Source organism: Ralstonia pickettii, from assembly GCF_030582395.1.
GTDB classification, from domain to species: domain Bacteria; phylum Pseudomonadota; class Gammaproteobacteria; order Burkholderiales; family Burkholderiaceae; genus Ralstonia; species Ralstonia pickettii_D.
Map to the genome: position 1 here is coordinate 821,424 of NZ_CP104381.1, position 22,632 is coordinate 844,055.

The 22,632-nt window shown below is 62.3% G+C and carries 22 protein-coding genes; 21 read left to right on the forward strand and 1 reads right to left on the reverse strand.

What is annotated here, in order from left to right; translation table 11 throughout:
* Nucleotides 1–66: 66 nt before the first annotated feature.
* The 15 genes from serC (at nt 67) to cysM (ending at nt 15,619) form a co-directional block, all read left to right on the forward strand.
* Complete coding sequence (gene serC / locus N5B55_RS03820) at nt 67–1,203, forward strand: 3-phosphoserine/phosphohydroxythreonine transaminase (protein WP_154208216.1); 1,137 nt, start codon at nt 67–69, stop codon at nt 1,201–1,203.
* Between the two features lie 87 nt (nt 1,204–1,290).
* Entirely contained in the window at nt 1,291–2,406 is a 1,116-nt protein-coding gene (gene pheA / locus N5B55_RS03825; RefSeq protein ID WP_065857234.1) for a prephenate dehydratase, read from the forward strand.
* A 52-nt stretch (nt 2,407–2,458) separates the two neighbouring features.
* Nucleotides 2,459–3,583 (forward strand): histidinol-phosphate transaminase, encoded by a 1,125-nt coding sequence (gene hisC / locus N5B55_RS03830; protein ID WP_304539196.1) that lies wholly within the window; start codon nt 2,459–2,461, stop codon nt 3,581–3,583.
* 97 nt (nt 3,584–3,680) lie between these two features.
* Nucleotides 3,681–4,589, forward strand: coding sequence for a prephenate dehydrogenase (locus N5B55_RS03835; RefSeq protein WP_304539197.1), 909 nt, complete (start codon nt 3,681–3,683; stop codon nt 4,587–4,589).
* A 26-nt stretch (nt 4,590–4,615) separates the two neighbouring features.
* On the forward strand, nt 4,616–5,920 hold the full coding sequence (gene aroA / locus N5B55_RS03840) for a 3-phosphoshikimate 1-carboxyvinyltransferase (protein WP_304539198.1): 1,305 nt from the start codon (nt 4,616–4,618) through the stop codon (nt 5,918–5,920).
* 28 nt (nt 5,921–5,948) lie between these two features.
* Nucleotides 5,949–6,644 (forward strand): (d)CMP kinase, encoded by a 696-nt coding sequence (gene cmk / locus N5B55_RS03845; RefSeq protein ID WP_304539199.1) that lies wholly within the window; start codon nt 5,949–5,951, stop codon nt 6,642–6,644.
* Between the two features lie 135 nt (nt 6,645–6,779).
* Complete coding sequence (gene rpsA / locus N5B55_RS03850; RefSeq protein ID WP_009238653.1) at nt 6,780–8,468, forward strand: 30S ribosomal protein S1; 1,689 nt, start codon at nt 6,780–6,782, stop codon at nt 8,466–8,468.
* A gap of 45 nt (nt 8,469–8,513) precedes the next feature.
* Complete coding sequence (locus tag N5B55_RS03855; RefSeq protein WP_009238652.1) at nt 8,514–8,942, forward strand: integration host factor subunit beta; 429 nt, start codon at nt 8,514–8,516, stop codon at nt 8,940–8,942.
* A gap of 193 nt (nt 8,943–9,135) precedes the next feature.
* Nucleotides 9,136–9,459 carry a LapA family protein gene (locus tag N5B55_RS03860; RefSeq protein ID WP_304539200.1) on the forward strand — a complete coding sequence of 108 codons (324 nt, stop codon included), beginning with the start codon at nt 9,136–9,138 and terminating at the stop codon, nt 9,457–9,459.
* Between the two features lie 3 nt (nt 9,460–9,462).
* Nucleotides 9,463–10,737 (forward strand): lipopolysaccharide assembly protein LapB, encoded by a 1,275-nt coding sequence (lapB, locus tag N5B55_RS03865; protein WP_116574736.1) that lies wholly within the window; start codon nt 9,463–9,465, stop codon nt 10,735–10,737.
* Nucleotides 10,738–10,801: 64 nt separating this feature from the next.
* Entirely contained in the window at nt 10,802–12,166 is a 1,365-nt protein-coding gene (locus N5B55_RS03870; RefSeq protein WP_304539201.1) for a UDP-glucose dehydrogenase family protein, read from the forward strand.
* 38 nt (nt 12,167–12,204) lie between these two features.
* A complete protein-coding gene (gene rfaE1 / locus N5B55_RS03875) occupies nt 12,205–13,137 on the forward strand; it encodes a D-glycero-beta-D-manno-heptose-7-phosphate kinase (protein ID WP_304539202.1) in 933 nt (310 codons plus the stop codon).
* An 18-nt stretch (nt 13,138–13,155) separates the two neighbouring features.
* Nucleotides 13,156–14,151: an ADP-glyceromanno-heptose 6-epimerase gene (rfaD, locus tag N5B55_RS03880; RefSeq protein ID WP_154208204.1), complete on the forward strand. Its 996-nt coding sequence runs from the start codon at nt 13,156–13,158 to the stop codon at nt 14,149–14,151.
* 139 nt (nt 14,152–14,290) lie between these two features.
* The gene (locus N5B55_RS03885; RefSeq protein WP_009238646.1) at nt 14,291–14,605 is read left to right on the forward strand and encodes a ComEA family DNA-binding protein; all 315 of its coding nucleotides are present in this window, start codon (nt 14,291–14,293) and stop codon (nt 14,603–14,605) included.
* 111 nt (nt 14,606–14,716) lie between these two features.
* Entirely contained in the window at nt 14,717–15,619 is a 903-nt protein-coding gene (gene cysM, locus N5B55_RS03890; protein ID WP_304539203.1) for a cysteine synthase CysM, read from the forward strand.
* Nucleotides 15,620–15,687: 68 nt separating this feature from the next.
* On the opposite strand, the gene mltB is transcribed toward cysM, so the two are convergent.
* On the reverse strand, nt 15,688–16,812 hold the full coding sequence (gene mltB, locus N5B55_RS03895; protein WP_304539204.1) for a lytic murein transglycosylase B: 1,125 nt from the start codon (nt 16,810–16,812) through the stop codon (nt 15,688–15,690).
* A 131-nt stretch (nt 16,813–16,943) separates the two neighbouring features.
* Here mltB and N5B55_RS03900 point away from each other — a divergent pair, with 131 nt between their 5' ends.
* The 6 genes from N5B55_RS03900 (at nt 16,944) to N5B55_RS03925 (ending at nt 22,498) form a co-directional block, all read left to right on the forward strand.
* Complete coding sequence (locus tag N5B55_RS03900; RefSeq protein WP_065857259.1) at nt 16,944–17,867, forward strand: histone deacetylase family protein; 924 nt, start codon at nt 16,944–16,946, stop codon at nt 17,865–17,867.
* A 164-nt stretch (nt 17,868–18,031) separates the two neighbouring features.
* Nucleotides 18,032–19,081 carry a methionine ABC transporter ATP-binding protein gene (locus N5B55_RS03905; RefSeq protein ID WP_154208200.1) on the forward strand — a complete coding sequence of 350 codons (1,050 nt, stop codon included), beginning with the start codon at nt 18,032–18,034 and terminating at the stop codon, nt 19,079–19,081.
* Complete coding sequence (locus N5B55_RS03910; RefSeq protein WP_009238641.1) at nt 19,071–19,724, forward strand: methionine ABC transporter permease; 654 nt, start codon at nt 19,071–19,073, stop codon at nt 19,722–19,724. Before N5B55_RS03905 ends, N5B55_RS03910 begins: the two co-directional genes overlap by 11 nt.
* A 33-nt stretch (nt 19,725–19,757) precedes the next feature.
* Nucleotides 19,758–20,558, forward strand: a complete 801-nt coding sequence (locus N5B55_RS03915) for a MetQ/NlpA family ABC transporter substrate-binding protein (RefSeq protein WP_065857263.1) — start codon at nt 19,758–19,760, stop codon at nt 20,556–20,558.
* Nucleotides 20,559–20,747: 189 nt separating this feature from the next.
* Nucleotides 20,748–21,497 carry an electron transfer flavoprotein subunit beta/FixA family protein gene (locus N5B55_RS03920; protein ID WP_154208199.1) on the forward strand — a complete coding sequence of 250 codons (750 nt, stop codon included), beginning with the start codon at nt 20,748–20,750 and terminating at the stop codon, nt 21,495–21,497.
* Between the two features lie 65 nt (nt 21,498–21,562).
* A complete protein-coding gene (locus N5B55_RS03925) occupies nt 21,563–22,498 on the forward strand; it encodes an electron transfer flavoprotein subunit alpha/FixB family protein (protein ID WP_027677863.1) in 936 nt (311 codons plus the stop codon).
* The last annotated feature ends 134 nt before the right edge of the window (nt 22,499–22,632 follow it).

The window sequence follows — 22,632 nt, forward strand, 5'->3', positions numbered from 1 at the left end:
CAGTTGGTAGATAATGGCTGTTTGGGTTTGCGCCCGGACAGCCATTTTTCTTTTGCCCTTCGCCCTATGAACCAAGCGGACCGAGCACTTCAAGCCAGCCAGGCGCGTGTGTACAACTTTTCGGCGGGGCCGGCAGTGTTGCCGGTCGAGGTGCTGGAGCAGGCGAAGGACGAGATGGTCTCCTGGCACGGCAGCGGCATGAGCGTGATGGAGATGAGTCATCGCGGCCGCGAGTTTGAAAGCATCCTGGCAGCGGCGTTCAGCGATTTGCGCCAGTTGTTGGCCGTGCCGGACAACTACGAAATCCTTTTCCTGCAAGGCGGTGCCATCGCCGAAAACGCGATCGTGCCGCTGAACCTGATGCGGCGCCTGTCGGCCGATGCACCGAAGGCCGACTACATCGTCACCGGCACGTGGTCGATCAAGTCGCAACAGGAAGCACGCAAGTACGGCGAGGTGAACATCGCCGCCACCAGCGAGGCTGAACGCTTCCACAAGATTCCGGATGTGTCGAGCTGGAAGCTGTCTTCTGACGCGGCCTACGTGCACCTGTGCACGAACGAGACCATTGTGGGCGTTGAATATCAGGAGACGCCTGACGTCGGTCAGGCACATGGGCGTGTGGTGGTGTCTGATGTGTCGAGCCACATCCTTTCCCGGCCGATCGACTGGAACGGCTACCAGGTCCTGTACGGCGGCGCGCAGAAAAACATCGGTCCTGCCGGCCTGACGATCGCCATTGTCCGCAAGGACCTTCTGGGTCATGCGCACCCGCTATGCCCGTCGGCGTTCAACTGGCGCCTCGTGGCCGAGAACGGCTCGATGTACAACACGCCGCCCACTTACGCCATCTACATCGCGGGGCTTGTGTTCCAGTGGATCAAGCGCCAGGGCGGGGTTGAGGCGCTGGAAACGCGCAACATCATCAAGTCGAAGATGCTGTACGACTTTATCGATGCCAGCAGCTTCTACCGCAATGAGATTCATCCGACGTGCCGGTCGCGCATGAATGTGCCGTTCTTCCTCAACGACGAATCCCGCAACGAGGCGTTCCTCACACAGGCGCGCGAGCGCGGGTTGGTGCAGCTCAAGGGCCACAAGTCCGTGGGCGGCATGCGAGCGAGCATCTATAACGCGATGCCGCTGGAAGGTGTGGAGGCGCTGGTCGACTTCATGCGTGAGTTTGAACGAGTGTCGGCGTAAGGCCCACCCTCAATCACGGCAGAACATTGCGCGAAACGCCCGCTTCGCGCGGCAATTTGCAATCCGTTGCCGAACCCGATTCCTACAATGACCAGTCAGTCAGACGATACGAAGCAAAACAAGGACGCTGCATTGGCGGCGGAGCTTGCGCCGTTGCGCACGCAGATCGACGCCATCGATAACCAGCTTCTTTCGCTCCTCTCCGATCGCGCCAAGGTGGCGCAGGAAGTGGGCGAGGTGAAAAAGCGCTATTCGTCGCCGGCGTTCCGGCCGGATCGCGAACTGCAGGTCATCCGCAAGATGCAGTCGGGCAATCCGGGGCCGCTGCACGACGAAAGCATCGCCGCCATCTGGCGCGAGGTGATGTCGGCGTGCCGTGGCCTGGAACAGGCGCTGCGGATCGGTTACCTCGGCCCGGCGGGCACGTTTTCGGAGCAGGCGGTGATCGCGCATTTCGGACACGAGATCCAGCCGATGCCGTGCCCGAGCATCGACGAAGTGTTTCGTGCGGCGGAGTCCGGCACGGTCGATTGCGGCGTGGTGCCGGTCGAAAATTCGACGGAAGGCGTGGTGTCGCGCACGCTCGACCTGTTCTTGCAGACGTCGCTGAAGATCAGCGGCGAGATCGCGCTGCGCGTGCACCATAACTTGCTGCACAAGACGGGCGACATGTCGCAAGTGAAGGTGGTGCGTGCGCATGCGCAGGCATTGGCCCAGTGTCAACGGTGGTTGAACACGAACTATCCGAATCTCCCGCGCGAGGCTGTGTCAAGCAACGCCGAGGCCGCGCGCATGGCGGGCGAGGACGAAACCATTGCTGCGCTGGCAAGCGTGCAGGCGGCCAACCGCTACGGCCTGCACGTGGTGCGGGCCAATGTGGAAGACGATCCGCACAACCGCACGCGCTTTGTCGTGATCGGCAACTACGAGACCGAGCCGAGCGGGCGCGATCAGACATCGCTGATCTTGTCGGTGCCGAACGAGGCTGGGGCTGTCTACAAGTTGCTGGCGCCGTTGGCGGAGAACGGCGTGTCAATGTGCCGCTTCGAGTCGCGTCCGGCACGCAGCGGCGCGTGGGAGTACTACTTCTACGTCGACGTGGAAGGTCATCAGCGTGACCCGCAAGTCGCGCGCGCGCTGGAAAAACTGCGTCACGACGCAGCGTATTTCAAAGTGTTGGGGTCCTATCCCTCGGCACATTGAGGGATTCAAGGCGCTCTGCATGGGCAGAGCGTCGATAACGGAGGAGCACCCCATGTCTTTGCAGTTCGGCCCCGAGTATGTCCGCGCCATCGCCCCCTACGTGGCCGGCAAGCCGATTTCCGAGGTGGCACGCGAGTTCGGGTTGGATGCCGCACGCATCGTCAAGCTGGCGTCCAACGAAAACCCGCTGGGCATGGCGCAGTCAGCCAAGAACGCGATGGCCTCGGCAATTGATGAACTGGCGCGCTATCCGGATGCCAACGGCTTCAGCCTGAAGGCCGCGCTGCATGCCAAGTTTGGCGTGCCGGAAACATGGATCACGCTCGGCAACGGCAGCAATGACATCCTCGAACTGGCCGCTCGCGCGCTGGTGTCGCCGGGGCAGGCTGTGATGTATGCGCAGCACTCGTTTGCCGTGTATGCGCTGGCCGCGCAGGAGGTGGGCGCGCGTGCCATCGAGGTGCCGGCCCGCGATTACGGCCACGATCTTGACGCGATGGCCGCTGCAATCACGCCGGACACCCGCCTGATCTACATCGCCAACCCGAACAACCCGACCGGCACGTTCCTGCCGGCCGATGCGATTGCGACGTTCCTGGCAAAGGTGCCGCCGACGGTGGTTGTCGTGCTGGACGAGGCGTACAACGAATTTCTGAAGCCGGAGCAGCAGTACGACTCCACCGCGTGGGTCCGCCAATACCCGAACCTGCTGGTGTCGCGCACGTTCTCCAAGGCGTACGGGCTGGCCGGCTTGCGTGTGGGCTACGGTATTGCGCAACCGCAATTGACCGATCTGCTTAATCGCATCCGCCAGCCGTTCAACGTCAACAGCCTGGCGCAAGCAGCGGCGGTGGCAGCGCTCAACGACGCGGAATTTCTGCGCCAATCGGCTGAACTGAACGCCGCCGGCTACGTGCAACTGACGGACGCGTTTGATCGGCTGGGTTTGCAGTACGTGCCGTCAGCGGGCAACTTTGTGCTGGTGCGCGTGGGCGATGACGCGGGCGCCGGTGCGCGCGTGAACATTGCATTGCTCAAGCAAGGTGTGATCGTGCGTCCAGTCGGCAACTATGGCTTGCCGCAATGGCTGCGCATCAGCATCGGCTTGCCGGAAGAGAACGCCACGTTCATCGGCGCACTAGAGGCGGCGCTGGCGCAGGAAAAAGCGGCCGCGTAACTTCCTTCGCAACCGCCGCGGCGCACGGTCTCAGGCATCGGGCGCCCTGCACATCGGGCTACAATGCCGCTTTGCTTTTTTCTGGCAGGGCGGTGTTGTGGCCTCTTCTTTTTCCAGTTCCCGGTTGGTGATTGTCGGGGTCGGCTTGATCGGTGGTTCGCTGGCGCTCGGCTTGCGTCGCGCCGGGGTGGTGGGGCATGTCGTGGGCGTCGGCCGATCGGCTGCGTCGCTTGAGGCCGCGATCCGCCTGGGCGTGATCGACGAAGCGTTGCCGATGGAAGAGGCCGTGCGCGGCGCCGACATGGTGGTGCTGTGCGCACCCGTCGCGCAGACGCTGCCGCTTCTGCTCGCCATGCAGCCGCATCTGGGCCCGGACACCATCGTGACGGATGCCGGCAGCACCAAATCCGACGTCATCATGGCCGCCAAGACGGCGCTGGGCGATCAAGTCAGCCAGTTCGTGCCGGCGCATCCGATTGCCGGCCGAGAGCTGAACGGTGTGGAGGCAGCGCTGGCCGATCTCTATGTCGGCAGAAAGACCGTGCTATGCCCTCTGCAGGAAAACCGTCGCAGCGATATCGCCCGTGTGCAGGCGATGTGGGAAGCGGCGGGCGCCTATTGCCACATCATGTCGGCCGTGCAGCACGACGCCGTGTTCGCTGCGGTCAGCCACCTGCCGCACGTGCTGTCGTACGCGCTGGTCGCGCAGATCATCAATGCCGAAGATGCGTCGCTCAAGCTGGATTTTGCAGGCGGCGGTTTCCGCGATTTCACGCGCATCGCTGCATCATCGCCGGAAATGTGGCGTGACATCTGCTTATCGAATCGGGATGCCTTGCTGCGGGAACTGACAACGTATGAAGCCGTGATCGGCCGTTTGAAGACGATGATTGCAGAGCAAGACGGCGCGTCGCTCGAGCGGGTGTTCCGCCGTGCCAGCGAGGCGCGTTTGGCATGGCCGCAACGCGTGGCAGCGGCAAGTGCCACCGGCCCGCAATCCGAATAACGTTTTGTTTTGAACTGAGTGGATTCATGGAACATCTCGACGTCGGCCCGCTGAAGACGGCGCGCGGCACCATCAAGCTGCCGGGCTCGAAGAGCATCTCCAATCGTGTTCTGCTGCTCGCCGCACTCGCGCAGGGCGAAACCGTGGTGCGCGACTTGCTCGACTCTGACGACACGCGTGTCATGCTCGATGCGCTGTGCAAGCTGGGCGTCGCGGTCGAAGGCCTGGGCGACAACGCATATCGCGTCACCGGCACCGGCGGCCGCTTCCCGAACAAGTCGGCCGATCTGTTCATGGGCAACGCTGGCACAGCCATCCGTCCGCTGACGGCCGCGCTGGCGCTGCAAGGTGGCGAGTACACGCTGCACGGCGTGCCGCGCATGCACGAACGGCCGATCGGCGACTTGGTCGACGGCCTGCGCCAAGTCGGTGCGCACATCGACTACACGGGCAACGAGGGCTATCCGCCGCTGGCAATCCACGCCGCGCCAGTCAAGATCGACGCGCCGATTCGCGTGCGCGGCGATGTGTCGAGCCAGTTCCTGACGGCATTGCTGATGGCGTTGCCGCTGGTGGAGTCCGCCGGCAACGTCACCATCGAAGTGGTGGGGGAGTTGATTTCCAAGCCGTACATCGAGATCACGCTGAATCTGATGGCGCGCTTCGGCGTGCAGGTCGCGCGTGACGGCTGGGCGTCGTTCACGGTGCCGACCGGCGTGGCCTACAAAGCGCCGGGCGAGATCTTTGTGGAAGGCGATGCCTCGTCGGCGTCGTACTTCCTTGCGGCCGGCGCGCTGGGCGGCGGGCCGGTGCGTGTGGAGGGCGTTGGCATGTCGAGCATTCAGGGCGACGTCCGCTTTGCCGACGCGCTGAACCGCATGGGCGCCAACGTGATGGCCGGCGGCAACTGGATCGAAGTGCGCGGTGTTGAGCGCGACGACGGCAAGTTGCACGCCGTCGAGTTGGATTGCAACCACATTCCAGATGCGGCAATGACGCTGGCAGTGGCTGCGCTGTTTGCCGACGGCACGACCACGCTGACGAATATCGCGAGCTGGCGCGTCAAGGAAACCGACCGCCTGAGCGCCATGGCCACCGAACTGCGCAAGCTCGGCGCCGCGGTGGAGGAGGGCGCAGACTACATTCGCGTGACGCCTCCGTCGCAATGGACGCCGCCGGCCGGTGGCATCGACACCTACGATGACCATCGTATGGCGATGGCCTTCTCGTTGGCGGCGTTCGGCCCGGTGCCGGTGCGGATCAACGACCCGCGCTGCGTCGGCAAGACGTTCCCGGAATATTTCACGGCCTTCAGCGGCATCACCGCTTGAAGCGCAATTAACCGCCTGCATTTTCATCATGTCCGACACCGCTGCTTCCATGCCGTATCCGGTCATCACCATCGACGGCCCGACCGCATCCGGCAAGGGCACGGTCGCCCACCAAGTTGCTGATCTGCTTGGTTTCCACCTGCTGGACAGCGGGTCGCTATATCGCCTGGTGGCCCTCGCCAGCATGCGCGAGAACATTGATGACCACGACGTCGATAGTCTTGTGCGCATTGCTCGCGAGCTGGATGTGCGCTTCAAGGCGGATCACATCTGGCTCAAGGGTGAAGATGTGAGCTTGGCGTTACGCCATGAGTCGGTTGGCAACCAGGCTTCGGCCATCGCCGTGCATGGCGCGGTGCGTGAGGCGCTCCACGCACGTCAGCGGGCCTTCTTGGAAGCCCCCGGTCTCGTGGCCGACGGCCGGGACATGGGCACCGTGGTTTTTCCGGAAGCGGTGCTCAAGGTGTTCCTGACGGCAAGCGTGCAGGCACGCGCCGAGCGGCGCTATAAACAATTGATTGCAAAGGGTTTTTCTGCTACAGTTGAAAGTCTTTCGCAGGACTTGGAGGCGCGTGATTTGCGGGATCGCACCCGCAGTGTCGCGCCGCTGCGCCCAGCGCAAGATGCGCGGCAACTGGATTCGTCCGACATGACGGTCGATGAAGTTGTCGCGCAGGTACTGGACTGGTACCGGCAGGTGCAGGGCGCCAACAAGGCAAACTGACTCGGCTGGGCTGGTTCGTTTGGTGCCGGCGGCATGTCGCTGCCGGCGGTTGTTCAACTTATAACCCCGCATGCGTGTCTTCGCCCATTCTGTGCGAAAGCAATGCGAGGCATGTTCTGCGGATGTCCATTTTTTATGTCCCAAACTAACGAATCTTTTGCCGCCCTGTTCGAAGAGTCGATCGCCAAGTCCAATATGAAGGCTGGCGAAGTGATCTCTGCGGAAGTTGTGCGTATCGACCACAACTTCGTCGTTGTGAACGCGGGCCTGAAGTCTGAAGCTTTTGTTCCGGTCGAAGAATTCCTGAACGATCAGGGCGAGCTGGAAGTGCAAGTCGGCGACTACGTTTCGGTCGCAATCGACGCGCTGGAAAACGGCTACGGCGACACGATCCTGTCGCGCGACAAGGCCAAGCGTCTGGCTTCGTGGCTGAACCTTGAGAAGGCACTGGAATCCGGCGAGATCATCTCCGGTACGGTGACTGGCAAGGTCAAGGGCGGCCTGACCGTCATGGTCAACGGTATTCGTGCATTCCTGCCGGGTTCGCTCGTCGACGTGCGTCCGATCAAGGACACCACGCCGTACGAAGGCAAGACCCTCGAATTCAAGGTCATCAAGCTGGATCGCAAGCGCAACAACGTTGTGCTGTCGCGCCGTGCCGTGGTTGAAGCCACGCTGGGCGAAGAGCGTCAGAAGCTGATGGAAACGCTCAAGGAAGGTGCAATCGTCAACGGTATCGTCAAGAACATCACCGACTACGGCGCGTTCGTGGATCTGGGTGGCATTGACGGTCTGCTGCACATCACCGACCTGGCATGGCGTCGTGTGCGTCACCCGAGCGAAGTGCTGTCGGTTGGCCAGGAAATCACCGCCAAGATCCTCAAGTTCGACCAAGAGAAGAACCGCGTCTCGCTGGGCGTCAAGCAACTGGGCGAAGATCCGTGGGTCGGCATCTCGCGCCGCTACCCGCAAGGCACCCGCCTGTTCGGCAAGGTGACCAACCTGACCGACTACGGCGCGTTCGTTGAGATCGAAGCCGGCATCGAAGGTCTGGTGCACGTGTCGGAAATGGACTGGACCAACAAGAACGTTGCTCCGTCCAAGGTTGTCCAGCTGGGCGACGAAGTGGAAGTCATGGTCCTGGACATCGACGAAGACAAGCGTCGTATCAGCCTGGGCATGAAGCAGTGCAAGGCCAACCCGTGGGACGATTTCGCTCGCAACCACAAGAAGGGCGACAAGCTGGCCGGCCAGATCAAGTCGATCACTGACTTCGGCGTGTTCATCGGTCTGCCGGGCGGCATCGACGGCCTGGTGCACCTGTCGGACCTGTCGTGGCAAGAGACTGGCGAAGAAGCCGTTCGCAAGTACAAGAAGGGCGACGAAGTGGAAGCCGTGGTGCTGGCCATCGACGTCGACAAGGAGCGCATCTCGCTGGGTATCAAGCAACTGTCGGGCGACCCGTTCAACAACTTCGTGTCGACCAACGACAAGGGTTCGATCGTGCAGGTTACGATCAAGACCGTTGATCCGAAGGGCGCCGTTGTGCAGCTGGCTGACGACGTGGAAGGCTACCTGCGTGCCTCGGAAATCTCGAGCGACCGCGTGGAAGACGCCCGCAACGTGCTGAAGGAAGGGGAAACGATGACCGCGATGATCGTCAACATCGATCGCAAGTCGCGCAACATCAACGTCTCCATCAAGGCGAAGGACAGCGCCGACCAACAGGAAGCGATGCAGAAGTTCTCGGCGGATACCGGCGCAGCTGGTACCACGAACCTCGGCGCGCTGCTGAAGGCCAAGCTGAACGAAACCAACCAGTAAGCATCCACCGGGTCGACCCTAAAGAACGACGAGGACGCGCGCAAGATGCCCATGACCAAGTCCGAACTCGTGGAAAAGCTGGCCGCCCGCTTTCCGCAGCTGCTGCTGCGGGATGCGGACATCGCGGTCAAGACGATCCTCGATGCAATGTCTGACGCGCTGGCGGACGGGCACCGCATCGAGATCCGCGGGTTCGGGAGTTTCGGTCTGAATCGTCGTCCGCCCCGAGTCGGTCGCAATCCCAAATCCGGCGAGAAGGTGCTGGTCCCTGAGAAACGGGTGCCGCACTTCAAGGCCGGCAAGGAATTGCGAGAACGGGTCGACCGCAGTTTGGAGCGACAAGGCGAGCCTTCTTCGGAGGGCGAGCCTGCTGTGTCGCTTGCGGCTGTAAAGGCTGGCCGACAGGTTGACAGCAGCCGTCAGACTGCCGGTTTTCCGGTAGATGGGTCGGTGCCGCTGGCCATGTCGCGTTGAGCCAGGTGACACTTGGTTGTTTCAGGAACGCCCCGCTTGTCGGGGCGTTTTTTATTCCGGCAATGCCTGTGTGCTGCCACTCGCCGCGTGGCTGGCCGCCATATGAATCCGCTACAATGCGGCACATCCCGGCAATCGTGCCGCCAATTGCGTCGCATCCTGCAGCTGCACCGCCGCTCGTTTTTGAATCCGCATGAAATTTCTCGTCTGGGCCATCCGCATCCTGTTGTTTGTGCTGCTCTTCGTGCTGGCACTCCACAACACGACGGAAGTCTCGCTCGCGTTGCCGTTTGGCGTGGTCTGGCATGCACCGTTGATCCTGATCGCGCTGGTGTTCTTTGTCGCCGGCATCTTGCTGGCCATGTTGGCAATGGCACCGCGTGTGATGCGGCATCGCCTCACGGCGAGCCGTCTGCGTCGCCAGATCGGTCGCATGAAGAAGGACGAAGAGCGCGCCGAGGCGCAGCCGCCGGTCGTTGTCGATTCTCCGTATCACGTTCCCGGCCCCAAGGTCTGACGCATGGATTTTGATCTCTGGTGGCTGTTGGCCATCCCCCTGGTGTTTGGCTTGGGCTGGGTGGCCGCCCGGCTCGATGCCCGCCAGTTGCGTACCGAACAATCGTCGCTGCCTCGCTCATATTTCAAGGGCTTGAATTTTCTGCTCAACGAGCAGCCGGACAAGGCCATCGACGCCTTCATTGAAGTTGCACGGCTGGATCCCGAGACCACGGAACTGCACTTTGCGCTCGGCAGCCTGTTCCGTCGGCGGGGCGAAACCGAACGCGCCATCCGCGTTCACCAGAACCTTGTGAACCGCCCTGATCTACCGCCCCACGAGCGCGATCACGCGTTATTTGAACTGGGGCAGGATTTTCTGCGTGCGGGGCTGCTGGATCGTGCCGAAGAATCCCTGCGCATGTTGATGGACGGCACATTTGCTGAGCCGGCCAAGCGCGTGCTGCTTGAGCTATACGAAGTCGAGAAGGAATGGCGCAAGGCCATTGACGCCGCACGCGAGCTGCAGAAGCTGCAAGGCAAGGATTACGCCGTGCAGATCGCACAGTTCTGCTGTGAGGTGGCGCAGGAAGCGCTGCAGCGCAAAGACGTGCCGACCGCCGTCGAATGGCTCGAGCGCGCCCTGCAAGAGAACCCGAAGAACGTGCGCGCCACCATTCAATTGGGCGACGTTGCACAAGGGCAGGGTGATATCGAGGGCGCCATCAAGCGTTGGCGCAGCATCGAACAGCAGAACGCGGCCTTCTTGCCGTTGGTGGCAGAGCGTCTGATGAAGGCGTACACGCAGCTTGGCCGCGCCGCCGAGGGGCTTGCCTGGTTGCGATCGAAGATGGACGCCCGACTGGGCCCTGAATTGCTCGATACGGTCTACAAATACGAATTGGACGTACACGGTATCGATGATGCCGTGGCACTGATGCGCGACCAGATCCGCCGTCAGCCTTCGTTGATGGCATTGACTCGACTGGTGGAAGCCGAAGCGACGCGCGCGTCTGAAGCCGTTGGTCATGAAGCGCCGGTCACGGTCGACGTCGCCGAGAGTGCGCTGGCGGACCCGGTGGAAGCGGGGAGTAATGCCGACATCCAGCGCGCGCAGGATCTCGGCGCCATTCGCGATTTGCTGCAAAGTCGAACGCGCAACTTGGCGCGCTACACCTGCCAGGAGTGCGGTTTCCGCGCGCGTCTGTTTTATTGGCAATGCCCCGGCTGCAACCGCTGGGAGACGTATGCCCCGCGCCGTACCGAAACGCTCGGCGGCAGCGGTGGCGCCAGCATGTAATTCAGTCCGGCGCGGTGTATTTGCGGCGACCGCGCAGGCGCTTTTTTAATCTTCAAGTGTTCGTATGAAAATCACCATCATCGGTAGCGGTTATGTCGGTCTGGTCACCGGCGCGTGTCTGGCGGAGCTGGGCAACGATGTGTTCTGCCTCGACGTCGACCAGAAGAAGATCGACCTGCTCAACGCCGGCGGCGTGCCCATCTACGAACCCGGTCTGAAAGAGCTGATCGAGCGCAACCGCGCGGCTGGCCGCATCCAGTTTTCGACCGATGTGGCTGCCAGCGTGGCACACGGCGACGTGCAGTTCATCGCTGTGGGCACGCCGCCCGATGAAGACGGTTCGGCCGACCTGAAATACGTGCTCGCGGCTGCCCGCAACATTGCCCAGCACATGACGGGCTTCAAGGTGATCGTCGACAAATCGACGGTGCCGGTGGGAACGGGCGACAAGGTGCGTGCCGCGGTGGGCGAAGTGCTGGCAACGCGCGGTAAGTCGGACATCGGCTTCTCTGTGGTATCGAATCCGGAATTCCTCAAGGAAGGCGCGGCGGTGGACGACTTCATGCGCCCCGACCGTATCGTGCTCGGCACCTATGGCGACGCCGATGGCCTGCGCGCGAAGGCGATCATGCGCACGCTTTACGCGCCGTTCAACCGCAACCACGAGCGGACGTTCTACATGGACGTGCGCTCCGCCGAGTTCACTAAATACGCCGCCAATTCAATGCTCGCCACGCGCATTTCGTTCATGAACGAGATGGCCAATCTGGCGGACAAGGTGGGCGCAGACATCGAGCTCGTTCGCCTTGGCATCGGCTCTGACCCGCGTATCGGCTACAGCTTCCTCTACGCTGGCACCGGCTACGGCGGTTCGTGTTTCCCGAAGGACGTGCAGGCGCTGGTGCGCACGGCACAGGAGTACGGTCAGACGCTGCATGTGCTCGAAGCCGTCGAAGCCGTCAACGACAAGCAGAAGGAAGTGCTGGTCGGCAAGATCGAAGATCGCTTGGGTGCCGACCTGACCGGGCGCACATTCGCCATTTGGGGCCTGGCGTTCAAGCCGAACACCGATGACATGCGCGAGGCTCCAAGCCGCATTCTGATTGCCGCGCTGCTGGCCCGTGGCGCGCGCGTGCAAGTGTATGACCCGGTTGCGATGGAAGAAGCCCGCCACGCGCTGGGGCTCGATCTTTCTGCCGAACAACTGGAACGCGTGACGTTCTGCGCCGGTCAGATGGACGCGCTCAAGGATGCGGACGCTCTGGTCATCGTGACCGAATGGAAGGCGTTCCGCAGCCCGGACTTCAATGCCGTGAAGGCCCTGTTGAAGACGCCGATGGTGTTCGACGGCCGCAACCTGTTCGAGCCGCAAGCCATGCGCGATGCGGGCTTTGAATACCAGGCCATCGGACGCTCTACCCAATCGTAATCACCGAGATCCACCGGCCGCTGCCGACGCCAAGACCCATGACCACGCTCGCTTCCGAACAGATTTACGCCGCCCGCATCCTCGTGGTCGGCGACATGATGCTCGACCGCTACTGGTTTGGAGACGTCGATCGGATTTCACCGGAAGCTCCGGTGCCCGTTGTGCAGATCAAGCGCCAGGATGAACGTCTTGGCGGTGCGGCCAATGTGGCCCGCAACGTGGCGGCGCTCGGTGCGCAGGCAGCCATGCTTGGTGTGATCGGCGACGACGAGCCGGGTCGCAGCATCGAAACGCTGCTCGGCGAGAGCCACGTCACCGGCCATCTCCATCGGGATCCGGCGGTCAACACGACCATCAAGCTGCGCGTGCTCGCACGTCAGCAGCAATTGATTCGCGTTGATTTTGAGAATGCGCCCACGCACGAAGTGCTGATGTCGGTGCTCGATCGTTTCAGTACGCTGGTGCCGCAGCATGACGTGGTGGTGCTGTCCGACTACGGCAAGGGCGGTCTCACGCACGTCGGCAAGATGATCGAGACATCGCGCCAGGCGGGGCGCCGCGTGCTGGTCGACCCGAAGGGCGACGACTATTCGCGCTACAAGGGCGCGACCATGATCACGCCCAACCGGGCTGAAATGCGTCAGGTGGTCGGCTCGTGGAAGTCAGAGCAGGACCTCACCATCCGCGCACAGAATCTGCGCCGTGAGTTGCAGCTCGAGGCACTTCTGCTCACGCGCTCGGAAGAAGGTATGACGCTTTATACCGAGCACGAAGTGCTCCACGTGTCGGCGCAGGCGCGCGAGGTGTTCGATGTTTCGGGCGCGGGCGATACCGTCATCGCCACGCTGGCCACGCTGCTGGGTGCGGGCGCCAACATCAAGGAAGCGGTTCAGTACGCGAATCGCGCAGGCGGCATCGTGGTCGGCAAGCTGGGTACGGCTGTCGTCACGCACGCAGAACTCTTCAACTGATCACCTGATCAACGGATCATGACCATCATTGTCACCGGCGCTGCCGGCTTTATCGGCGCCAACATCGTCAAGGGCCTGAACGAGCGCGGCGAGACCGACATCATCGCTGTCGACAACCTCACGCGGGCCGACAAGTTCAAGAACATCGTCGACTGCCAGATCAGCGATTACCTGGACAAGACCGATTTTGTCGAGCGCTTTGCGCGCGGCGAGTTCGGCAAGGTCCGTGCGATCTTCCATGAAGGCGCCTGCTCCGACACCATGGAGACCGACGGCCGCTACATGATGGACAACAATTACCGCTACTCGCTGGCGGTGATGCGCGCGTGTTTGGACCAAGGCGTGCAGTTCCTCTACGCCTCGTCGGCAGCCACGTACGGCGCGTCGGAAACGTTCCGCGAAGAGCCCCAGTTCGAGCGGCCGCTCAATGTGTACGGCTACTCCAAGCTGCTGTTCGACCAGATCGTGCGTCGTGTCATGCCGACCGCGCTGTCACAGATCGTCGGCTTCCGGTACTTCAACGTCTACGGCCCGCGCGAGCAGCACAAGGGGCGCATGGCGTCGGTGGCGTTCCACAACTTCAACCAGTTCCGCGCAGAAGGTACCGTCAAGCTGTTCGGCGAGTACAACGGCTACCCGCAAGGCGGCCAGATGCGCGATTTTGTGTCGGTGGAAGATGTGGTGAAGGTCAACCTGTTCTTCTTCGACAATCCGGACAAGTCGGGCATCTTCAATCTCGGTACGGGCCGCGCACAGCCGTTCAACGATATCGCCACGACGGTCGTGAACACGTTGCGCGCAGCAGAAGGCAAGCCGGCACTTTCCACCGAAGAGTTGGCTCAGGAAGGTCTCATCGAGTACGTCAAATTTCCCGATGCATTGCGCGGCAAATACCAGTGTTTCACGCAGGCTGACCAGTCCCGCCTGCGGGCGGCAGGCTACGCGACGCCGTTCCTGACCGTGCAGGAAGGCGTGGAACGTTACTGCCAGTGGCTGCTGAAGCAGCCAGCCTGATCTGTCAGTCCTGCAAAGAATCAGACTGCGTGTGACTTTTTGTCCGCGGGCAGCAGCATCGCCAGAACGCTCTTTAAGATGTGCTGAAACCGCCGCTCACGTGGCGGTTTTTTTTATTCCCTATACCCAGGAGAAGCACATGTTGAAGAAGCTATTGGCCACCGCGCTGATGTCCCTGTCGATGCTGTCGATGTCGTGGGCGGCGGTAGATGTAAATACCGCTGACCACGCGGGGCTGGAGACGCTGTCCGGCATTGGCCCCAAGCGTTCCAAGTTGATTATCGAAGAGCGCACCAAGAATGGTCCGTACAAGGATGCTGCCGACTTCAAGGCCCGCGTGTCCGGCATTGGTGACAAGACGCTCGTCAAGCTCGAGAACGAAGGTCTGACGTTCGGTGCTCCGGCTCCTGCACCGGCAGCCAAGAAGGATGGCAAGGACGCTAAGAAGAAGTAACGCTGGGTCACCTGCCCAAAAACGCCCCGCCCCCGAGCGGGGCGTTTTGCCATGTGCGGGGGAGGGATTTGGGCTGCATTACAATGACTTGATTCCCGTCCCTTACGCATCATGGCCTATCTCACGATCGAAGACACCATCGGCAACACGCCGCTGGTGCAGCTCCAGCGCATTCCAGGCGAAGGCAACGCGCGTCGCGGCAATGTCATCCTTGGCAAACTCGAAGGCAATAACCCAGCCGGCTCAGTCAAGGATCGCCCCGCGCTGTCGATGATCAAGCGCGCCGAAGCTCGGGGCCGCATCAAGCCGGGTGATACGCTGATCGAGGCCACTTCGGGCAACACCGGCATTGCGCTGGCCATGGCCGCTGCCGTGCGCGGCTACAAGATGGTGCTCATCATGCCGGAAGACCTGTCGGTGGAGCGCCGCCAGAGCATGGCCGCATACGGCGCCGAGATCATCCTGACGCCCGTTAAGGGCGGTATGGAATACGCTCGCGACTTGGCCGATGCGATGGAGAAGGAAGGCAAGGGCGTTATCCTCGACCAGTTTGCCAACCCGGACAACCCGCTCGCGCACTACGAGACCACCGGCCCCGAACTGTGGCGCGAGACCGAAGGCCGTATTACGCACTTCGTTTCGGCGATGGGCACGACGGGCACCATTACGGGCGTCTCGCGCTTTCTGAAAGAGAAGAACGCGGATATTCAGATCATTGGTGCACAACCGGAAGAAGGCTCGCGCATTCCGGGCATCCGGAAGTGGCCCGAGGCGTACATGCCGAAGATCTACGATCCGAAATACATTGATCGCACCGAACCGGTGAGCCAGTCCGACGCCGAGCACATGGCGCGGCGCATGGCGCGTGAAGAAGGCATCTTCTGCGGAATCTCCGCGGCTGGCGCGTTGTGCCTGGCGCTGCGCGTGGCTGAGGAAGTCGAAAACGCGACGATCGTGTTCGTGGTTTGCGACCGAGGCGATCGCTACTTGTCGACGGGTGTCTTCCCCGCCTGACGGCACGCCGCATCGCCATGAAAAAAGCGCAGCCGAGGCTGCGCTTTTTTTGTTGCGTGGACGGCAGATCAACCCTGCATCGCCTGCCGCACGGCCTGGCCCAACTCGTACACCGCCGCCGCATAGAAGAAGCTGCGGTTGTAGCGCGTCAGCACGTAGAAGTTACGCAGGCCGACGCGGTATTCCGTCGGCTGGCCGGGCGTCGGCAGATCGATCATCAGCACTTCGGTTTCCTGCTCGCGCGCAGCATCGACGCCCGGCGTCAGCGTCAGCCCCGCACGTGTAAGTTTGGACAGCGTCATGCCGGGATACGGCTGGCCGTCTGCGGCTGCTGCCGCAATGCCCTGGCTGTCGGCATCGCCGGCAATGTTCCACATCACGGGGCGGTTCGGCTCCCAGCCATGCATTTGCAGGAAGCGGGCAACGCTGCCAATGGCATCCACCGCGCTGTTGCGCAGATCGATGTGGCCGTCGCGATCGTAATCGATGGCGTATTCGCGGATGCTGGTCGGCATGAACTGCGGAATGCCCACTGCGCCCGCATACGAGCCCAGGACCGAGAACGTGTCCGTGCCCGTGTCGCGGCACCAGAGCAGGAAGTCCTTCAACTGATTGCGGAACATCGTGCTGCGGTCTTCGCGGTTGGGCGTGTCGGGGTAGTCGAAAGCCAGCGTGGACAGCGCATCAATCACGCGGAAGTTGCCCATGTCCCGGCCATAGATGGTCTCGACGCCCAAAATGCCGACGATCACGTCGGCAGGCACGCCGAATTCCTTTTCGGCGCGGCGCAACGTATCGCCGTATTGCTGCCAGAAGCGCGCGCCGGCGCCAATGCGGATGGGTTCGATGAAGCGGCCGCGATAGGCCGTCCAACTGCGACGCGCGGGCGTGGCTGGCGGCAGGATCAAGCGCGCCACCGTGGCGGAATAGGCCGTGCCCGCAAAAAGCGTATCGAGCGATGTCCGGTCAAAGTTGTACTGCGCGACCAGCATGCCGATGAAGGCCTGCGTCTGCGGGTTGTTGCGATAACGATCGGGATCAATCTCTTCTTCATGCACCGCGACGCGGCGCTTGGACGATTTGGCGGCCTTCTTGGCCGCCAGCGAGAGTGCCGGGAAAGAGAGTGCGGAGAGCGCTGCGCCAGCCACCAGGGCGCGCAATACGGGACGACGGGAAGAAGGCGATTGGCTCATGGGCAGGCTTCAAACGGGATCAGGGCATTGTAGCGGATGCGTCTGTTGGATCGCCCGGGGCGCGCGGCGTTGTCGCAGAGCCGTGCTAACGTAGCGGCTGGAGACACTGAAGCACACCGGATCACAACAACATGGCGACCGGCCTCTACACGCATCCCGAATTCCTCCGGCACGAGATGGGCCCACACCATCCCGAATGCCCGGACCGCCTGCGCGCGATCGAAGACCAGCTCATCGCCAGCCGCATCGAAGACTTGCTCGTCCCGTGCGAGGCGCCCCCTGCCACCGAGGCGCAGCTGTGTCGCGTGCATCGTGCCGAATACGTGCGCGAGCTGGTGGCCAGTGTGCCGATTGCCGGCTATATGCCGATCGATCCCGACACGTCGATGAACCCGCACACCTATATGGCCGCAGTGCTGGCCGCCGGTGCGGCGGTGGATGCCACCGACAAGGTCATCGCAGGCGAACTTGAAAATGCTTTCTGCAGCGTCCGCCCGCCCGGCCACCATGCCGAGCCCGGCCGCGCGATGGGCTTTTGCTTCTTCAACAACGTGGCCGTGGCCGCGCGTCACGCACTGGAGCATCACGGCTTGCAGCGCGTGGCGATCGTCGACTTTGATGTCCACCATGGCAACGGCACCGAAGCGGCCTTCCGCGATGAACCTCGCGTGCTGATGTGCAGCATCTTCCAGCACCCGTTCTATCCGTATTCCGGCACCGAGGCAGTGGCGGCCAACATGGTCAACATTCCGCTGCCGGCGTATACCAATGGCCTGACCGTACGTGAGGTGGTGGAGACCATCTGGCTGCCGCGCCTGGAGGCGTTCGAGCCCGAGATGCTGTTCATTTCTGCCGGCTTCGATGCGCATCGCGAAGACGATCTGGGCCAGATGGGCCTGGTCGAGGCGGACTACGCCTGGATTACGAAACAGCTGATGCAAGTGGCGCGCAAGCACTCCAAGGGCCGGATTGTCAGCTGTCTGGAGGGCGGCTACAACCTCAGCGCGCTGGGTCGCAGCGTGGTGGCACACGTCAAGGCGTTGGCCGAGCTTTAACCGATTGACGATGACGAATCGTTGATGATATTCGAAAAAGTAATAAATACATCGTTAAAGAATCGTTCCTCGCATGTAGGGTCTGCCTTACACTAGCGCCTCATTCAAACAAAAAAGAGACGGCAACGGCCTAAGCAGGGCGGTTGCCGTTTTTGTCTGTACGCATGATCGAACTCAAGGGGATATCGCAGCACTTTCGGGGAGCGGGCGGCCATGACGTCCACGCGCTGCGCGGCGTCGACCTGTCCATCGACCGGGGAGAGATTTTCGGCATCATTGGCCGCAGTGGCGCGGGCAAGAGCACGCTTGTCCGCGTCATCAATCTCCTGAACCGGCCGACCTCGGGCACCGTCACCGTGGCAGGGCAGGAACTGACTGCCCTGAATGCCGACGGACTGCGCCAGGCGCGCCGCAAGATCGGGATGATCTTTCAGCACTTCAACTTGCTGTCGTCGCGCACCGTCTACGACAACGTGGCGCTGCCGCTGGAGTTGGCCGGCACATCACGCGAACGCATCCGCGAGATCGTGTTGCCGCTGCTGGAGCTGGTGGGTCTGTCCGCGCACAAGGACCGCTACCCCGCGCAGATTTCCGGAGGCCAGAAGCAGCGCGTTGGCATCGCCCGCGCGCTGGCAAGCCAGCCCGATGTGCTCCTCTCCGACGAGGCGACTTCCGCGCTGGATCCGGAGACGACGCGCTCGATTCTCGACCTGCTGCGCAAGATCAACCGCGAACTCGGTTTGACCATCGTGTTGATCACGCACCAGATGGAAGTCATCAAGCAGGTGTGCGACCGTGTGGCGGTGCTGGACGCTGGCCGCGTGGTCGAACTCGGCCGCGTCATCGATGTGTTCCTGCAACCCAAGCATGACGTGACGCGCGCGCTCATCGGCGAGGTGATCTCCCAAGAGCTGCCGCCCACCGTTCTGGCGCGCGTGGAAAGCCGCCTCACCGCACGTGAGCAGGGTGGCCGTGACCACCTGTTCCGCCTCGCATTTACCGGCGCAGGCGTGGACCAACCGGTGCTGGCCCAGGCGATCCGCAACTACGGGCTCGACTTCAATATCCTGCACGGCCATATCGACGAAATTCAGGGCCAGGCCTTCGGCTCGCTGGCGATCCTGGCATCGGGCGATACCGCCGACATCAACAACGCGATGAACTTCCTGCGCGAGCAAGGCGTGGTGGTCGAGGAGATCAATCATGTGGTCTGACCTGACCGATCTGTTTTTGCCCGCCTTCTGGGAAACGCTCGCCATGGTCGGCGTGTCGGGCGGTATTGGCGCGTTATTCGGCGTCCCGCTGGGCGTGCTGCTGTATCTGACGACCACGGGTGGCGTGCTGTCGGCACCGGTGTTCAACCGCGTGGCGGGCCTTGTCGTCAATGCCGTGCGCTCGGTGCCGTTCATCATTCTGCTGGTCGCCGTGATTCCGTTCACCCGCCTGCTGGCGGGCTCGTCCATTGGCACCGCGGCGGCCATCGTGCCGCTGACGATTGCCGCGATTCCGTTTGTTGCACGTCTGGTTGAGACTGCGCTGCGCGAAGTGGATCGTGGCCTGATCGAAGCGGCGCAATCGATGGGCGCGACGACCGGGCAACTCGTCTACAAGGTGCTGCTGCCTGAAGCGATGCCGGGCATCCTCGCCGGCCTGACGATCACCTTCGTCAGCCTTGTCGGCTACTCGGCCATGGCCGGCACCATCGGCGGCGGCGGGCTGGGCGACCTGGGTATCCGCTACGGCTATCAGCGCTACGAATCGGACATCATGCTGGCGGTCGTCGTCATCCTGATCGTCTTTGTGCAGGCCGTGCAATCCACGGGCGATTGGCTCGTGCGCCGCCTGAGCCACCGTTAATCATTCAATCGACAGACAGAACGAGGAAACACAATGAATCGCCGTCAACTGCTGCAATGGTCCGCGAGCCTTGGCGCCGCATTGGCATTGGTCGCAGGCAGCGCGCTCGCGCAGAGCAAGCCGATCAAGATTGGCGTGACCGCCGGGCCGCACGCCGAGATCATGGAAGAAGTAAAGAAGGTCGCCGAGAAGGACGGCTTGAAGCTGCAGATTGTTGAGTTCAACGATTACATCCAGCCGAACGCGGCCCTGGCTGCCGGTGACCTGGATGCAAACAGCTATCAGCACCAGCCGTATCTCGACGACCAGATTGCCACGCGCGGTTACAAGTTCGTGAGCGTCGGCCAAACCATCACCTTCCCGATGGGGATCTACTCGAAGAAGATCAAGTCGCTGAAGGAGTTGAAGGACGGTGCGCGCTTCGGTTTGCCGAACGATCCGACCAACGGCGGCCGCGCGCTGCTGCTGCTGCAATCGCAAGGCGTGATCAAGCTCAAGCCGAACGCCGGTTTCAAGGCTTCGCCGCGCGACGTGGCCGATAACCCGAAGAAGCTGAAGTTCGTCGAGCTGGACGCCGCGCAACTGCCGCGCTCGCTGGATGATCTGGATGCCGCCGCCATCAACGGCAATTACGCTGAAAAGGCCGGCCTGGACCCGACCAAGGACGGCATCGCCATCGAAAACCCGAAGGGCCCGTATGCCAACGTGATCGCCGTCCGCGTGGCCGACAAGGATCAACCCTGGGTCGCCAAGCTCGTGAAGGCGTATCATTCCGACGCCGTGAAGTCCTTCGTCAAGACGAAGTACAAAGATGCGGTGATTGTGGCTTGGTAACCACTTCCTGATCCTTCGGTGATCCGGTAGAGGGTTCTACCAAACAGATTGCCGGACGTTTGACTGGCGTCCGGCAAATTTTCGCGGTTAAAATAGCACGACCGTTCGGAAAAATTACGCGAGCGACCAGCCCCCCTTATAATGGCCGGCGTTTTGCAAAATCGTCTTATCAATTAGTGGAGTGAGCGCATGAAAGTCCTGGTCGCAGTCAAGCGCGTGATCGATTACAACGTGAAAGTTCGCGTGAAGACGGACGGCAGCGGTGTCGATCTGGCCAACGTCAAGATGAGCATGAACCCGTTCGACGAGATCGCCGTGGAAGAGGCGGTTCGCCTGAAGGAAGCGGGCGTCGCTACCGAAGTGATCGCCGTTTCGTGCGGCGTGACGCAGTGCCAGGAAACCCTGCGCACTGCCATGGCCATCGGCGCCGATCGCGGCATCCTGGTTGAAACGAATGAAGAACTGCAGCCGCTGGCCGTGGCCAAGCTGCTCAAAGCGCTGGTCGACAAGGAACAGCCTCAGCTGATCATCCTCGGCAAGCAGGCGATTGACGACGACGCCAACCAGACCGGCCAGATGCTGGCTGCGCTGGCCGGCCTGCCGCAAGCCACGTTTGCCTCGAAGGTGCAGATTGCCGACGGCAAGGCTTCGGTCACGCGCGAAGTGGACGGCGGCCTGGAAACCCTGTCGGTCACGCTGCCGGCCGTGGTCACCACCGACCTGCGCCTGAACGAGCCGCGCTACGTGACGCTGCCGAACATCATGAAGGCGAAGAAGAAGCAGCTCGACACGGTCAAGCCGGAAGATCTGGGCGTGGACGTTGCACCGCGCCTGAAGACGCTGAAGGTGGTCGAGCCCGCCAAGCGCAGCGCCGGCGTGATGGTGCCCGATGTGGCCACGCTGGTGTCCAAGCTCAAGACGGAAGCCAAGGTGCTGTAAGCGGCGGGTTTGTAACCTTCCCGCAACCGCACGCAACTTCAAGCACACCGAACAGGCAGATCAAGATGACCGCACTCGTTATTGCTGAACACGACAACCAATCCATCAAGGCCGCGACGCTGAACACCGTGACGGCCGCCGCCCAATGCGGCGGTGACGTCCACGTGCTGGTGGCCGGCGCTGGCTGCGGCGCCGCTGCACAGGCCGCCGCGCAGATCGCCGGCGTGACCAAGGTGCTGGTGGCCGACGCGCCCCAGTTTGCCGATGGCTTGGCCGAGAACGTCGCCGAGCAGGCCCTGGCCGTTGCCGGCAACTACAGCCACATCCTGGCGCCCGCCACCGCCTACGGCAAGAACATCCTGCCGCGCGTGGCCGCCAAGCTGGACGTGGCCCAATTGTCCGACATCACCAAGGTCGACGGTCCGGACACTTTCGAGCGCCCGATCTACGCCGGCAACGCGATTGCCACCGTGCAATCGGCCGACAAGGTGAAGGTAATCACCGTGCGCGGCACGGCATTCGACCCGGCTGCCGCTACCGGTGGCTCGGCTGCTACCGAAAACCTGACTGCCGTGGCTGATGCCGGCATCTCGCAATTCGTCTCGCGTGAAGTGACGAAGAGCGACCGCCCGGAACTGACCGCTGCCAAGATCATCGTGTCGGGCGGCCGTGGCGTAGGGTCGGGCGAGAACTACACCAAGGTGTTGACGCCGCTGGCCGACAAGCTGGGCGCCGCGCTGGGCGCCTCGCGTGCCGCAGTGGACGCCGGCTTCGTACCGAATGACTACCAGGTCGGTCAGACCGGCAAGATCGTCGCGCCGCAGCTGTACATCGCCGTCGGTATCTCGGGCGCGATCCAGCACTTGGCCGGCATGAAGGATTCGAAGGTGATCGTCGCGATCAATAAGGATCCGGAAGCGCCGATCTTCCAGGTGGCGGACTATGGCCTCGTGGGCGACCTGAACGCCGTCGTGCCGGAGCTGGTGACCGCACTGGGCTGATTGCACTGTGCGACGTGCCTTGGTTAAGGCGCGCCGCAATGCCCGACGCAAAGCCGTTTCCGACCTGTTTGGAAACGGCTTTTTTATACGCAAGCGCCATCAGGAGAGCGCGTCGCGCACTTGATGCTGCGCTG